The organism is Paenibacillus sp. FW126-R14 (genome assembly GCF_058789495.1).
Genome location: NZ_JBYTBS010000093.1, coordinates 1 through 16,762, shown reverse-complemented (window position 1 = coordinate 16,762; position 16,762 = coordinate 1). Strand labels below are relative to the sequence as shown.

The following is a 16,762-nucleotide window of genomic DNA, read 5'->3' as shown; positions in this document are numbered from 1 at the left end:
GCTTTTTTTAAAAACCATTTTTCTGAATGGTAGCCATGTCCTAAAGTCATTAGTTCTTACTTATGGGACACCCTCTTTGAAGACCCTATTAATCCGTTAGTCCTTTGATCTTATTGTCCAAAATCCCCTTCTCCAGCCTCAAATGAAGCAATTCCGTATCCAAATCCTTACCTATGGTATGAACTGAAGTAATAATATCCTCTGCAGTAAGCAAGTGAATAGAATCTGCTTTCTCGGAGATGTACGTTAGGATAAGTAAGCGTCAAATAGCCCAAACCTTGTCATCAAGATGAGGGCTATTTAACGCTTACGATATTACACCCCCATTATCTGAACTAATCAATTCAACCTTTTTATCCTTTGATTCCGCTGATACCAGATTTGGCGAGCTTATAAGCTTAAAATTATCTGATTTTCCGCCCAGCGAGCACTAATATGAGCCCTAAGACATATGTAGTTCTTTTAAACAAAATCAACTCCGCTCCTTAGAAGGACATTCCATTGGATGTACAGCCATATGTAGTATCCCATGGCTATTTAAGGTTATTACAATTTAAAAACTTTTGTACAACTCACTTGATTCTGCATTTAAAATTTTCAACTTATTTTCAAGAATTCCCTTCTCCAGTTTTAAATGAAGCAGCTCTGTATCCAAATCCTGCCCGATTGTATGCACTGCGGTGACAATGTCCTCTGCTGTGAGGATGTGAATAGAATCTGCGTTTCGGGATATATACTTTAGAATGATGTCCATGAATTCATGGCAGAGGTTGATTCTTTGAGTTAAGATGGATTCTTCTTGCAATACCTCTTCGTATTTGGTTTGGATTTCTTGCATGGCTGCCACCTCCGATAAACTTAGGGTTGCTTTAAGGACACCTTCTGTGTCTGAGTTACATTCTAGTTCTCTTAATGAGATACTGTGGGCCAAGATTACGGCATTCCCATGAATAATTAGACACACTTTGTGTCTAATACATTTAATATATCGTATTATCCTTAAACCATCAAGCATAAATGAAACTTATCGTGTCCATTATAGTAGCAACCGAATTTTGTTACTTATAATGGTCTTGAGGTGATTTTACGTGTTCGGCAAACGTCTAGCAGAACTTCGAAACAATAAAGGCATTAGTCAATATGAGCTTGCAACACAGATGAACCTATCACGCGGACAAATCGCTAATTATGAGCAAGGCACTCGTGAACCTGATTTTGCAACGCTTATTGCATTGGCTGACTTTTTTGAGGTAAGCCTGGATTTACTTCTCAGTAGAGAATTTAAAACCAACGTAGAGCTAGACAATATTGCGTTTCTGACTGGGAACAAAGAGAACCTAACACCAGAAGAAGCTAACTATTTAAAAGAGAGTCTTAATTTGATTCGTAAGTATGAATCGCAGTTAGCAAAAAAGAATAAGCAATAAAACCCACCATACAAAGGTGGGTTTTATTGCTTATTCTCGCCGATCATTTCAAAATTAACAACGTAATTAAATTTACATTCACTGTATGCGGGAACATGCGGGTGTTGATTAGAATCTGTATTAGTTGGTTAAAACCCTTGATTTACAAGGGTTTTAACCATAACCAATTGTTCTTTTTGTTAGAGTTTGATTGCTTGTTGACGATGTTCGTCAACAAGGTGTCAACACTATAGTTTATGCACCAGTTACTCTAGTTCGTTATCCACTTAATAAACTCGTTTTTCTGACATATTTCAAATAATCTTTTTGCCAATAAGCTATCTTTATTTTTAATTGTTATTATCAAAGTATCAATTGCCCTGGTAACTGATCAAATCCCCCTCTTCCAATCCTCTCAAATATCTCATGACAAACCGTACCTATTCTTGCTTTTGGTTGAATATATACAAGATCCTTATAGATGGCAGACTTCGAACTTCTTTCAGAGCACACTAACGAAATACCCTATAAGTAGTTGGAGTCAGAAAAGGTATCATATCAGGTTCAGGTTCAGGCCAATCAGGTAATTTTATTCATTTTTTCCTTCAATCATCTTTTGAATTACCCAAGTTGGGCGACGAATTAAATCAAAAATATTAAAATATTTATCGACTCTAGCTTCTACTTCTGCTTTTGCCTTCGCCTCGGCTAATTCCCGAGGAAAATAATCTTCATTATTGATTTTGTTGTTCCAGAATGGATGTCCAAACAATGTAATGGTTTCCTCCTCAAAGGCAATCAACTTTAAACCAGGGACTCCGGAAAACCATTTTGGCTCTAACTCAGGAAAGTCTTCCGCAAGACTGTTTAAAGAGTTTTGGACCAAATCAATCCACTGCCCGTCAATAACAGGTACCTTCCCATCCCTTAGATATCGGGCAGTATCTAGTCCAAGCCGCCAATCAAGAATTCCATGATAACTCATATTTTCATAAGTTCGCAGGCATTCATAACAGGAAGAATCACAGTTGTGATCACGAAGTTTTGGAATATAACTGAGCTCACCGCATAAGTCATCCAGGATTTTCCCCACGACGTGCTCTTGGGCTAAATATTTAGCGTAACCTGCTCCATTAATAAGTCTGTCACCAAAGAAAACCTGGCCTTCGAGGTTTTCTGAAGAACGATTATAGACCGAACGAACACCTACTTGAAGCTCATCCGCATCAACATCCAGAAGATTTGTCGCGATTCTTCTAAAAAGAAATCCGAAGGAAACTAGACCCGCACGGACTCCAAGAACTGTCGGATCAAAGCTAATTCCCACAGCAGTTGTTTTAGGGCTAATAATTAGTACCTCTGTATTTTTAATAGCCGCTAAAGCTACTTCTTCTTTTATTGAACTCAGTACCGGGGGCTTATAGCCATCAGCTAAACTTGTTGTTTCAATCCAGCCATCATAATCGTTTCGAGCCTTCTCAAAGGTAAATAATGCCCCGTTACGATCATTGATCGTATAAACATCTCCTTCCATACACGTGAAAGCAGTATTGTATATTTCGTGGGTATAGTTACTATCATTATTTCCGTCGAGAGCCAGTCTTGGTACAGAACTTCTTGATGACCATTCGAATTCTTCCTTGTAGTCCCGCTTAATCCAATCACTTCTGAAGCCTTGAGGCTCGGAAATTCGAATTTTTCTGTACGGACTGTCTGTGGACTCTGATGTTGCTTGGCATGATGGACATTCTTCCTTTAAATCTTTATCGAACAGCATATGGCATTTTTTGCATATAGCAATAGTTTTAATATCGCCAAGAGGATTTGCTTCTGCCATAATACGATTTCCCTGGATCCAATAATGTGCCACTCCCGCAGCACGGTGTTTTGACTTATCTTTAACCACCTCGGATCCAGGTGAGTAGTCGTTTATAGCCATTTCCAAATCCCGGTCCACTGTATGTTTATCTAAATCTTGAATTGTAGTACGCGCATCCTTCCTACCATGATGTAACAACCTAACCCTTGTCGGAAACCCAAACATAGGTAGCAAACCGGCTGCAGCAAGATTTTCGCTAAGGGCATTCGAAGAATATCTTGGGTTGTTCGCAATCCGCGAAATCTCTTTCGTTAATCTTCCACTCAATACATCATCCTGTACTTGCTTTAAATCCCCATAAGCGATTTTGCTTCTTACGGATAGTGTTTTAATAACTTGGTCTAATCGGGTGGCCCCTGCTTTTGAATCAAAATACGCTTGTACTCGATCTTTAATCATTTGCCAGTCATTCCGATTACCAAACTGCCCGTGGACACTTTCTCCGCCGATATCCTCTTGTGATAACCCTGTATCCTGAAAGGCGTAAAAAAGCATCTCTTTATTAACAACACGGCTAAAAATCTTTTTTGACTGCAGATCTATATATGGTTGAGGTGAAGGATCGCCCGTAATCTTGTCTAAGTTATCAAAATACCAATCATCATGGCTTCTGCCGCGGCAGAGTGTCAAACTTACTGACAAAGGGGAATTCCGGCGTCCACACCGTCCTACGCGCTGCTGATAATTAAATCTTTGCGGGGGCATATTTGACATAGCCACTATTCGTAAAGATCCAATATCCACTCCAGCTTCCATTGTGGTAGTGACACTTAAAATATCGATTTCGTCGACAAGTGGGATATCTTCTGAATCGAAGATACCTTGAAAAAGCTGCTGCCTCTTTAATGCATCATCTGGATCCGTTTGACCTGTCATTTCCTCGGAATGAAAACGGCGGGCAGTTCTTGAATCAACAGAAAGGTATCGATAGTAATCATTAGTTACAGAGTCCTCAAGACTGCTTTCTTCTAGACGAGTATAGCAATCAGTACATACCGAACAGGATGAGTGCAAGTGTATCCGATGACACTTTATACAAGCATAGACTTTTCCGCTGAATGGAATGACCTGCAATTCATTGGATTGTAATAAGTATTGTTTAACACCACGTAAAGAAGAAAATATTCGGCGGGCTCTGTCCAAGAACTGTGTTTCATTCAACTTATTTTCTTTTGCAACTGCCTTCCAATAAGCCTCTAGTTGAACCGGCGTCGATTCATTTGGTTTTTTATAACCACCATCAAAGCGTTTCAACCCGCCCAGAATTCGGACAGAGCTATCCACCAACTGGCGCCAGAATGCGGGTTCTTTGTCCAGGTAACCTTCAAAATCTTTATCCATATCAGTCGATATTGTTGCAAGTGCTATGGACTCTAAATCTCTTTTCCTTTGCGAGAATAGAACATCTAGCATAACACGTTCTTTTAACTTCTTGAGTAGCTCATTCCGATATTGTATCTTTGTATCACCCAAATTCACCTTCGGCATAGGGTTGCTTCTATCTAACCAATTATACAACTTCGTCCAATGGTCCTCATCATTCTCCTTTAATGAATTTTCCGGGCCACCAGGATTAATACCAACTTTGAGCAGTTCTTTCTCAATACTCTCCCACAAATCGCTTAATTTCGGATAACCCTCTGCTAATTTTATTAATTCTTTAGCCTCTTCCAATTTAGCCGGAGGCAGATTTCTGTTACATAATGCATCATCAATCAGTCTGGCTTCATTATAGTTCTCGTTCCAGTACGATTCAGCCAACGATGCTTCCAAATCTGATAAAGCTTCTTGTCTGACACGTTTGATAAAGCTGCGTAAAGAAGCATTCTGTTCCTGGACGATCTTTATAACGACATAGCGGATACTCTGCCGATAATGGTTAATTTCCAACTTCGCTGACAATTTAGCTGCATCTTGCCGACTATCCGAAAATAGTACTGCTTTCGGTTGCTCTTTATCTGGAAGTTCCCTCATTAAGGCATCGAGCATTACTTGTGCAATCATGTCAAAGCCTGTTCTTTGGCCACGAATTGGAGAACGAGTACGTTTTTCACTTTCAATAGGAAGCCATCCACTTGAAATACGCTGTAATTCCCAATCGTCTGCACAATTTGGGCATATGATCGGAAATGCTGGCATTAGTTGTGCTGAGTCTTTCATATTCTTAATTTGATACCAATGTCCTGTGGCACTATGTTGGTTAGAACATATTTTCCCCATTCTAGGAGTATACTCAGCTTTCTCCCATTTAAACTTCATTTTACTTTTACTGTTTCCAGCCTGCTCTGACTCATCCCCAGAAGTTGTGCGTGTCCATTCTTTCGCCGCTTCAGGATCAATCTTCAATGACGGCCAATAAACCGCATACTGTCCATATTTCTTGATAGGAGGCAGTCTATCTGGAAGCTGTTCGATTTCGGGAAATTCCGCACTTAAAAAAAATTGACTTTCTGAATCATCGGTTTTATCAACTGTCTTAAATCCGCCAAGAAAGCTATCCCCGCAATTTTGGCAATAATAGAAATCCAAAACGCGTGAACCGCAGCCACATTGAATACGTGGTTGATTGTACAATTTTCCGATATTCCTTCCGCTGTAACTGTAAAGGGGATTCACTTCTGTACAGTAAGGATTAGAACACGCCCAAAGTCCTTGAAAGTTTCTAAAAAATAAATGAGCTCTTAAAGGTAAAACAACATCGCGTTCGCCATTATACCTGGATTTTACAACAGCTAACAATAAACCACCGATGGAGCTTAGATCATTCTCATCATCAAACAATTTGGCCGAAAGATATTTAATGGATTTGGGTTTTTCACATTCACGAATTAATGCACGCAGAGCCCCGCTACTTTCAAGAACCTTAGTTATACTCTCGCCTGGTGCCTTGGCATCGTATGTTACGTTGAACTCCCTGCAGAATTTGGTGATAGATTGATTCCAGTCAGCTTCTTTGTGGAATGAGTTGAAGAGCTCTGAAAAATGATTTTTATTATCCTTGTAATAATGACTAAGCGGAAATTTTTCTCCGCTTTCCCGGTCTCCAGAAATTATTTCAAATTTATCAAGTGGAACACCAAAAAAATCGCCTAGGAACTCCCTTCCGTTTTCATCTAAGGATGCACTGGTCGCTAATATTCTAAGTTGAGGACTATCCGGTCTGAGACCCAATCGGTCAAGCAATGCGCGGAGAACGTAAGCAACTTCGGTGCCAGCAGTCCCCCGATAGGCATGCAGTTCATCAAGAACCAAATGAAATATATTGGAAGGGTCTTCTGCAAGCCATTCACGCGTTTTACTAAAAATCTGTTGTTCGATTTGGCGCGTTAGCATGATGTTCAGCATGCTAAAGTTCGTGATTAAAATATCGGGAGGCGATTCCTGCATATCCCAACGGGAAATCATTTCCGATCCATCGACCTGGTTTAAAAATGCTAGCTTTTCATTTAGCCGATTAGCCAATTTAGTTCTAATTAACTCTACCTCATGTGGTTTCCACTGCGATTTTAGTAACAGAATACCCGCATCGATTTCAGACTCATTCTGTAGCTCAGTAATAATACTTTGCTTCGTCCTAAAATCATGATTGTTACCTGCATTGAGCATCATATCTTCAAAGTAAGCCCGGAGCTCAACTTGTTTTTGTTCCATTTTTTTCATTGCGGTTTTTAATTGACTTACTTTATTTGAGTTCGATGGATTGCCCGGAACAGGTGTCTTACCAGTATAGCGGCCAAAATAAATATTGTTATTATCCCTATTCTCCCTAAACCATTCTCTCACTCCGTCACTGTCTAATGCCTTACGCAACCGCACCATTTGGTCTTCAACGAGAGCATTCAAAGGGTATAAAATTAACCCTCTTACTGCTGCCTTTCGTTTTTCGTGTGCCCTTGTCGAAGTCCATCTTCTTCCTGATTCCCACCATTTTTGAGTGTGATGACCTGGGGAAGCCCACTTTTTTGATTCGTTTAATATGTTTGAAATAAGCGGTAATAAAAAACTCTCCGTTTTTCCAGAACCCGTACCGGATGTTACAACAATATTTTTCTTTTCTGCAACAACATTATTAAATGCCTCATACTGATGTTGATGCAACTTATTCTTGGGATCAAATAAACCTAAAGTCGCAAACTCTGAAAAGTCAGATGACACCCCAATATCTTTACAAACTTCTTTGAGCGTTTTTTGGGAACTTATAAAAGGCGGAAGAGCTTCAATATATGGATACTGATATATATTCCCTTCCTGTTCCAATAGAGACTTCCGCTCTGCTGCTAATTTATCATGGCCAAGCGCAAACGGGCTATCCATATAGCGGAAATACATTTCTTTCATTCTCTGAAAAAGGCCCAGGACATCTTCCATGCGTTCTTCACTCCTACCTTAAAAATTCAAGTTCATACCCAAGCTTATGTACTATAGTCAAGGCAACTTCCAATGGGACATTTCTATAAACACGGTACGATTTATCCCTCTCAGGACACTTTCCTAAACAGGCAGTGAGTGAGCGTTCATAGAGTTCCGGCAACATATACTCAGTTCTTATTCTAAGTTCATGATTTCTGTAGATGAATAATTTTTTTTTTTCAATGGAGGCCAAGTAGAGTTTCCCCATATCCCTATCTACCTGCTTTTTCTTTCCATTAAGAAGTTGTAAAACACATATGTAATCCCCGAAACGGCTTGTGTACTGTTTTAGTCTTGAAGAACCATTCTTAACCCATCTCGATAAATTGGTATCCCAACCCTTCATATCCCAGTTTTCATAACTCGCCGCTAAAATCCCTTCATCTTGAACAATTAGAGAAGCAATCGATGGCAAGCAATTAGCAAGGTGATAAGCAAAATAATCATCACCTAAATTATATGGAAGTTTCATGCTTTGAAGGGACTCCTCCAAGTCATCCCAATTTTTGGAGAATATATAAACCGATAGAGGTTCTAGATCACTTGTTGGAGTTGACCATATTATCTCAAACCTGTCTTTGCTACTATTCTGCCATAATTCAAACATTTTTCTTGTTCTTGCACCAGATATTGCAACTAACGGATCCACACAAGGAATAACAGCAGCTGATGTTGGAATCACTCTCCAATAAAAATTATTGGTATCTCCCTCACGCGTAAATTCGACAAATCCTGTTTGAGATAGTGTTTGTCTAACTTCATACGCTTTTAACCGGAGTTGTTCTTCACCAAAACACCGGCTTAACCCCCTCAAGAAGTTAGTCCAATTACCTTCTCCGCGTAAAGTTAAGTATTCGATAAACAGATCAATTTTGCGTAAAGGTAATTCATCATTGCCGAATTTTATCCCTAAATTTTTGTATCCACGATCTAAGTCGTAAGGAACTGCCTTAATAAATGGCGGGATTTTCTTCATCGAGAGTTTCCCGTCAACTATTAGAGCCGCAACTTCGCCCTTCATGTCAAAACAATTATCAAACTCAGCTAGGTTATTATAAATATAGGTACCAGCTATTTTCAGTTCGCCATCGGTTGCTTGTGAAGTAACTGGCGTAAAGTCCTCCTGATTTATCTGATGTAAATGATCATTTCTTAAAATGATTGTTCTGTTTGAATTGTTGACGTTAACAACATAAGTATCTGAACTTTTTAGGTGTAACATGCTGAGATCTATATTATCAGCACCATCAATTACGCAGAAAGATTCAGAATCGTTAATTTTTACCGTAGTTCTTGCGGGTGCAGAAATTGACAAAGCCGGGGGGGCATCAAGCAGCCATTCCTGATTCCCGATTTTCAAGCCGCCCGACAAATGGACGCTTGTATTTTCATCATTCATATTCATTTTGGAGTCCAGAGGTATTATTTTTGCATTCTCTGGAATGAAAATACTTAGACTTTTCCAGCCGTCAGGCAAGCCTTTATAGTTCTTCGATTTGGTTTGTATATTTTGATCGATTATCCATTTTTCTACTGACTGATTCAATTTGTCGTTAATCAGTAAGAGGTGTTCATGACCAGAAAGTAAATCCTGTCGGCTTACCCAACCTTTTAATCCTTTGTCTTGGCCTCTTCTAAAAATGAAATAATATGAGCCTTCATGTTTTAATTGGCTGCACTTGTCTGAGGATTCAAACAGTAATGATTCACTTAGTAATTCTTGAACTACATATTTGCGAAATAGATTATTTCGATAAGTAAATCCTTCAAATCCAAACTCATCATCTTCAAGGTTACTAATGAATATTTCATTATCAACCATGTAATTAAAACTAATTTTTACAATAGGCATAATGCCTTCAGCTTCTAGTACTAGGAACAGCTTCAACTGTTTAATTCTAGTCGCTTCACTATAATGGGCTATTAAGGATTGCTTTTCGCGGGTAACTCCAGTCCATCTCTTAAACTCATGGAGTACTGTTTCAGCTATTTCCTTTTTTAAGGCTAAATCTTTAGTGTTAAACATTCTACTTAATCTATTAAACCTGGATGATAAATAAGCCTCCAGATGGTTTATGAGATATTTTGCATCTACCTGGATCCCGGGTTTATAGCCTGCCCAATAAAAGAAATCATATAATTGGTCTCTTTCTGTCTCTCTTATTAAGCACTGGGAACGAGCATAGGCTGTATACTTAGTTCCAAATTCAAATATATTGATATACCCATATTTCCCATCATTTAGTTCTTGCCAGTCGCGTAATATCTCCCATAAGATTTGAAACTTATCAAATCCCTTTGGCATTCCAATCCCTGCTAGACCAAGTAATTCACGTAGCCTAACATAGTAGTTACCACCACCAATACCGTTTTCGGAATCAGCTCTCATATTTACAGCGGCTAGAACTGTCAGAGCCATGATTGCAACAAATGGTGGTATCCCATCAGCCTTTTGAATAAACCACCTCTGCCCTCTTTTAGATGCTCTTTCGAAAAGTTCATTACCATCCTTTGTGTACGATTGAACAGACAGACAGAAATCATTTATAGCTTTTTCTTTTGGTATACCTAACCTCTCACCTATCATTACAATAAGTTCTTCATTTACATAGAGGTAAATTACATTTCCAGAATTATGCTTTCCGAAAAAATAATCGAAGAGACTCTCATTCCATTTATCATATACCTGATGCATAAGACTCAGTCCTTCGTTCAATTTTAGGCAATAACTCCTATATTTCTACATCAATATTATCAATCCCTTCCTATATTTGTCGGCAATTAAAAATACACCCTACTAAATGGGTGTATTTTGTATTTTATGTTTGGTTCCTTAATTCAAAAAAATGATTCTATACATTAGTTATTTTGAGATCAGGAATTTAAGTCCTCCCTCAATAAACAACCGATACTCACGTCCATTTATAGAAATAGACGGGCCTGTACTATTTCCTGTATTTCCAGTTATCACCAAGTAAGTACCTGTCTTAGCTTGTTCATTTAAATTATTTTTTGACACGAATATAAATCTCACCTTATCCTTATATTGCTCATAAACACCTGGCGAGAGCGGTTTTAAGGGCAACCCGAAAATATTTTCATATGAAGCGCTAGTTGCTCTTATATCCTCAGTAATGATAATTATTTCACAGGCAGTATTCTCTTCATTCAATAATTTATCTTTTATCTCAATTGCAGCCACTTCATCCATTCTAAAAAGCGTCCCATAATCATGAGTCGGTTCCTTCATCAAAGCAAGATGCTTTTTCCCATCCATAAAAAACCACTCTATGTATGGCAAATTAGCCATCAAGGTTTCCGGTTGATTCCTGCTTGAACCGGAACCAGCGAGAACACTATCTACATGCGCAGCCGGTGAAGTACATAACTTATCCCATATTTTTTTCAGTTCGCTAAAAGGCCTTGTCTTGTCTTTACCTGCAGAAGTAGTCAACTCAATTCTTTTTGCTGTCCTATCTACGCCTGTCAGGATAATGTTCGCACCAGGTTTAATGCTTTCTAGTTCCAAACCAACCATCTTTTCGATATCATTAATGACTTCATCAAATGTCATTTTCGTCCTCCTGGCAATTCTGGCGGAAATTTTAGTATGCTTGTATCCTCGCCCGCTCCTTCTACTGCGGCTACATCTTCAAGCCACTGCCTCAGGAATGATTCGGTTTTCGGGTCTTCCCCCCCGGCTTTCCTGAAAGTAACTTTATGCGGCAAATTGATTCGGACCGGGTTTCCCGGAGCAGGTCCATCCTCAACAAGACCATCTTTTAGATCAATACCTGCGGCAAATCTGCGTATATCCGAAACAAAGTCCAGAACAATAACCTTTTCCTTATCCTTGGACAATCTTAAGCCTCTGCCAAGCTGTTGGATAAATATTCTGCGGCTATGGGTCACTCTCTGAAACACGATAATATTGACATCCGGCACATCCACGCCTTCATTTAAGATATCAACTGCGCATAATACATCGATTGCACCGTCCTGAAAATCACAAAGTATCCGGTTTCGTTCCGCCGGGTCCATAACACGGCCTGTGGAAGTTTGCGAATATATTGCCGACGCGTTGCAGAAGCCTAGTGAATTAATCCGGTCTCTCATAGTGGCAGCATGATCTATCGTACCACAGAAAACTATAGCCCGCGGCTTATGCTGTTCTTGCCAAACCCTTCTCAATTCGAATACAACAGCATCGTCCCATTCAGTAATAAATAATGTTCTATTTATCTGCCGCGGTGAAAACTTTTTCCCTTTTAATTCACCTAACGCCTCCCAATTAATATTATCAGTAAACATTCTGTAGTCGACATTCGATAAGAAACCATTACGCAAGCCAGTAACAATGTCTACACGTACTAGAGGTTCACTAAAATAATCCGAAAGGTCAATATCGTCAGGCCGCCAAGGGGTTGCTGTTAATCCAAGAAGAAAAGGGCCTTTTTCCATCCCCGCCATCGTATCTTGTAACACAGCGTTATACATCTGCCCGCCTACATGATGACATTCATCAATAATAATAAGATCAAAATGCGGCAGCTCTTTTCCCCGCTGAACAAAATCAGCAACAGTATTTAAACATGCGAAAACGGCACTACTCTGTTCAAGCCGTTCTATGCTAGGTTGCTCATATCCGTTCCACACCGTTGTCTCCTGTTGCTTAGATAAAAAAGGCCAAAAAGCCTTCTCTATCTGGTAGACTAGTTCATTTGTATGAGCTATTACTAGAATTTTTATTGGAGACACCGCATTGATCCGCTTAATCGTTTCGCCCGCAACGAATGTTTTACCGAGGCCTGTAGCCATTACGATAAGGGCTCTTTTATTTCCTTCATTATACGCTTGAATCGTTGAACGAATAGCCTGCTCCTGATATTCCCGTGGAACTCTGTCAAGAAGGGGCATTTCTGAAAGTTTTTCAACTCTGGCAGCTAGAGTCTTTGTATCCCACAGCTGAAGGGGTATTCCCCTGCTCATGAGAGATCGCTGGTGCTCTTTTAACTTCTCATCAAAGCCATTTAAAGCTACGATTACTGGAACTTGAGCCCTGTATATTCTCATGGCCTCCATCGTTTGGTCGGCAACATCGACACCAACCTTGTTCTTCCAATGTTTCATTTGGAATAACCACCGTTTACCGGCCCGATGCGCAAGAATATCAGCGCCCCGGTCACCAGATTGGCCGACAAGTCTTATACCGTAAAAACCTTCATGTGCTAATAAACGCGAAACTACCCTTTCAAATGCTTGCCACGTACCAAATCTCAGGTTTTTATCACTAATAAAAACACTCACTTTATCACCTTTTGCTGCAGAAAGTCCAAAGACAACCTTGTTTTTTGAGCAATACCTGGCTCAGAGGAACGATATTTTATATAATTTGCTATATCATTCAAACAGTTAAGATGAATGTTTCGAATCCTGGTCTGTGCCTGTATCAAAATATTACCTGATAGCTCTACCGAACTGGAGTAGGAAATATCCCATAACCCGCCATCAAAGAAAACATGCGGATACTTTTTGAATATGTCGGTGATTCCGTCCTCATTAATGTATAATAGAAACGCCCCGCTTACCTTCATATCCCCAAGCTGGCTAATATCAGCACTTTGATTAAGCATGTTGTCAACCATAGCCTTCTTTTGCTCTTCGGGCATTTCATTAAATATATCAACAGCCATTTCCTTTAAAAGTTCCGGGAGTTTTCCTTTTAATTGAGTAAAGAATACACTAATTTCTTCTCTGATTTTTTCAGGACTATCTTCCAGTTTATCTGACCATCTGCTATTAAGAATCTGCCACTCAATATTTGAAAGCGTATGTTGACCTTGATATTGTTTACCTGAAAGTCTTCTGTTCATATCATAGATGTATAACGCTACCTCCGCAGCTATCAATTGCTCAGACCGGATCCGGAAAGATTTAAATACTTTGTGGTTTTTATCAAGATATATATCGATTTCTTCCCCTTTAATTGCAATTAGAGGGATCCCTTCTTTTTGTTGGTTGGCTCTTATTGATGATTGTGTGATGTATACGTTCACATTCACAGGAGAACTATACGTGCCGTCTGCCAACATAATCGAACATCCTGGCAAAGACAGTTCATCAGACTTGTTCGAGTTTTTCGAAAGAAACTCTTGAGAAAGTGTGTTTTCGGTCCCTTTTTCCTCACTGCATGATGTACAGTTTATCTCAGTTGCTCTGTTTTTACTGCCACAGACCAGACACGACCAAGGTTCTTCAACTTTAGGCAGCTGTGATAGTCCGCATTCCGGACACGAGTGTGCAGACTTTGGTATTTCGTATTTACATTCGGGATTAATACAAGGCTTACCAATCAAAACAAAACTGCATACAGCACACGTATCATGTTCTTTTAAGTTTTGCGCGCTGCATTCAGGACACTCTACAAGCTCTTCAAGTGGAGGCGAATCAGCTTGCTCCACCAGTTTCCACCACTCCGAATCATCGTAATAGCCTGGGAGCTTATCTATGAATTTTTGATAATATTCTTTTTCCACATCTCTTGAGATTCTTTTAGGTTCATTTGCTTCTTTATCCCAATAACCCATATACAAATCAGATTTTCCTGGTTTCCTTACTCTACGAAAGCCTTGAAACAGTTTATAAACATAACTCTCATTATAATTTGTACCAGGTTGATTAGGCTGTAACGAACTTTCGCCTCTCAGGTATGAAATTGCCCGCTGCCATTCAGGGCTGCTCCTCTGAAAATCCTGTTTAAGGAAATCTACAGGAACATGATTTAAATGTACTTCCCCTACGATCCTTCCATATGGTCCGTCAATAGGATAGTCCTTTATTGTTTTTTTAAATTCATCCACATGTTCAAAAAAAGCCGTCTTTTCAGCTATCCGAATTGCACGTCCGTTCCGGATCAAATCTATTCCATACTCCGTACTATCGTCAAATCTCTGAATACCCACCCAGCCTTTTACTCGTTCCTCAACACTTCGGATGCTTGATGACTTGCAGGCCGGACAATCAATGAGTTCTGCCGGTACTAGAGCAGTGCAGTTTCCACATCGTCTCTGTACGCCTATAATATGGTCAAAATCATATTTAGCCTGAATCTGTCCGTGACCCTTACGTTCGACATATCTGCTGGAATCCCATACACAATGTTCAAAAGCCTCACATGGTTCCCCATTTACCAGTATCCTTATTTCACGTTTAGTTAGAACAGATGCATACCGCCGCCCCAATTCAGAACGGACTTTAGGCAAACCGTATTGTGTCAGACGTTTAACAAATTGGCTATTCGCGTTCCCATCAGGCCACCATTGGCCAATTTCAATAATAGTTCCATGATTGATTTCTCTGGGTTTATCAACAATCATCACAGGTAACTGATAATTCTTGGACTGATTTATCTTATCTAGATCGATAAGTACCTCAATTGCCTTCTTATCATCTTTACGTGCTGTCAGCAAACGGGTTACCCTGCCAAGTTTACCTGTTGAAATATTAAACCCCATGCCAAACAAACCAAGACTATCGTATGGGTTATTACCCGAAAAACCAGCCTTTATGGATTTTTCCGCCATCTCAGCTGTCATACCTGGTCCATTATCGCGAATCCGGACTATTCCAGCATTTTTGTTAAGATCTGCCGTTCTCGGCAGCTCAATTGAAATCAATGGATTTTCTATTTTAATACCTGTCAGTTTTGCAGCCTGGAAAGAATCTATCGCATTATCAACCAATTCACATAGTGCATCTAAAGGAAGCATTGGAGTATGAGTTAGTGCTATGAGTACTTTTGGATCTGGTGTAAAATCAAAAAACAAACCCGTTTGTGTCATTTTGACCCCTCCTCTAACATGTTCCTGATTGCAACTGCCATTGCATGAGCAAGCTTTACAGGCACACCGTTACCAATCGTTTTAAACTTATATGTCAATGGCATGCCCGGTGGAAGGACATAGGTATCAGGCACACTCTGAATCCTTAGTGCTTCCCGTACAGTAAGCCTCCTGGGCTGTGTTGGGTGTAAATGTACCTCGTTATTTCCGTAAGCTGCAGTAGGGCTGTACCGCCATCGGTGAAGCCGTTTAAAGCTTTTCCGGGATACATCTCCTTCATGAATAACATGATATTTGTTGCTGATAGGTCTTAATCCCTCAATTCCGTTAGGCAATGAAGCGATTTCCTCCAAATCACAAATGATCGGGCCCACCATTAACTCTTCCGGAATACCAATAGGTTTTTCGGGAGTAACTCCAAACTGTGACTCACGCGGCCAAACAAACCGTTGCTTAGCACCTGAATAACGGATATCTTCAGGCCATCGAAACCAGCAATAATCCTTAGGAATATTCCGTACACCAAGTTTCTTTTTTAACCATTTCTTCTTCAAACCGACCATAAAAACACGATCTCTGTCTTGGGGAACGCCAAAATCGAGAGAATTTAAAACACGTACATCTGTCAAGTAGTGGTCTGAAAACTGCATTCTGAGACTATCAAAAAATTCCCGGTGCCTCGTAGTTCTAAAAAGTCCTTTGACGTTTTCAAACAAGAAAAATGTTGGCTGAAGATCCATTATTTTATCAACATAGACCTTAGACAGGGTCCCATGCTCTCCTGTACGTCCTTTATTCTTGCCTCCCACTGAAAAATCCGGGCAAGGGGGACCTCCAATTATTCCAAAAATCTCAGGAATTAGGGTGTTATGAAAAGCCTCTTTTGCAATTTGATTGGGGCCTATACCTATAATGGATGAAGTATTGGTAATTCTATGATCTTGTCCCGTCAATGAACTGAGTCCGTATTCAAATCCCTTTACAAAATGCGGGTCGTATTCGTTAGACCAGACTGTCTGAAATCCCGCTTGCATAAAGCCAATATCTAAAAAGCCGGCTCCAGTGAAGAATGACAATATTGGAATTTCCAATGCATCCATTTTCCTATCAAGACTCATATTGTATGTATTTTCCTCTTTATATTCAGACATTTTAACGATAATAAAGTAATCGAGCATTTTCTTTTCGATTGTTCCCATGATTCCATAATAACATTGATAAAAGAA

General features: G+C 39.7%; 8 protein-coding genes. 1 reads left to right on the top strand and 7 read right to left on the bottom strand.

The annotated features are described in order from the left end of the window. Nucleotides 1-553: 553 nt before the first annotated feature. Nucleotides 554-838: a hypothetical protein gene (locus tag AC3WRW_RS31500; protein WP_492550169.1), complete on the bottom strand. Its 285-nt coding sequence runs from the start codon at nucleotides 836-838 to the stop codon at nucleotides 554-556. Nucleotides 839-1,088: 250 nt separating this feature from the next. Between AC3WRW_RS31500 and AC3WRW_RS31495 the strand changes: the two genes are divergently transcribed. Beyond that, entirely contained in the window at nucleotides 1,089-1,427 is a 339-nt protein-coding gene (locus tag AC3WRW_RS31495) for a helix-turn-helix domain-containing protein (RefSeq protein ID WP_492550168.1), read from the top strand. A 568-nt stretch (nucleotides 1,428-1,995) separates the two neighbouring features. Here the strand turns inward: AC3WRW_RS31495 and AC3WRW_RS31490 are convergent. From AC3WRW_RS31490 to AC3WRW_RS31465, 6 genes are all read right to left on the bottom strand, one after another. After that, complete coding sequence (locus tag AC3WRW_RS31490; RefSeq protein WP_492550167.1) at nucleotides 1,996-7,653, bottom strand: DEAD/DEAH box helicase; 5,658 nt, start codon at nucleotides 7,651-7,653, stop codon at nucleotides 1,996-1,998. 13 nt (nucleotides 7,654-7,666) lie between these two features. After that, nucleotides 7,667-10,411: a hypothetical protein gene (locus tag AC3WRW_RS31485; RefSeq protein WP_492550166.1), complete on the bottom strand. Its 2,745-nt coding sequence runs from the start codon at nucleotides 10,409-10,411 to the stop codon at nucleotides 7,667-7,669. A 147-nt stretch (nucleotides 10,412-10,558) separates the two neighbouring features. Further along, on the bottom strand, nucleotides 10,559-11,269 hold the full coding sequence (locus tag AC3WRW_RS31480; protein ID WP_492550165.1) for a hypothetical protein: 711 nt from the start codon (nucleotides 11,267-11,269) through the stop codon (nucleotides 10,559-10,561). Next, nucleotides 11,266-13,002 (bottom strand): DEAD/DEAH box helicase family protein, encoded by a 1,737-nt coding sequence (locus tag AC3WRW_RS31475; protein WP_492550164.1) that lies wholly within the window; start codon nucleotides 13,000-13,002, stop codon nucleotides 11,266-11,268. Before AC3WRW_RS31475 ends, AC3WRW_RS31480 begins: the two co-directional genes overlap by 4 nt. Then, the gene (locus AC3WRW_RS31470; protein ID WP_492550163.1) at nucleotides 12,999-15,536 is read right to left on the bottom strand and encodes an ATP-binding protein; all 2,538 of its coding nucleotides are present in this window, start codon (nucleotides 15,534-15,536) and stop codon (nucleotides 12,999-13,001) included. The genes AC3WRW_RS31475 and AC3WRW_RS31470 overlap by 4 nt, the downstream gene beginning before the upstream one ends. Further along, on the bottom strand, nucleotides 15,533-16,762 hold a 1,230-nt coding region (locus AC3WRW_RS31465), incomplete at its 5' end, for a DNA cytosine methyltransferase (RefSeq protein WP_492550162.1). The genes AC3WRW_RS31465 and AC3WRW_RS31470, both read right to left, overlap by 4 nt.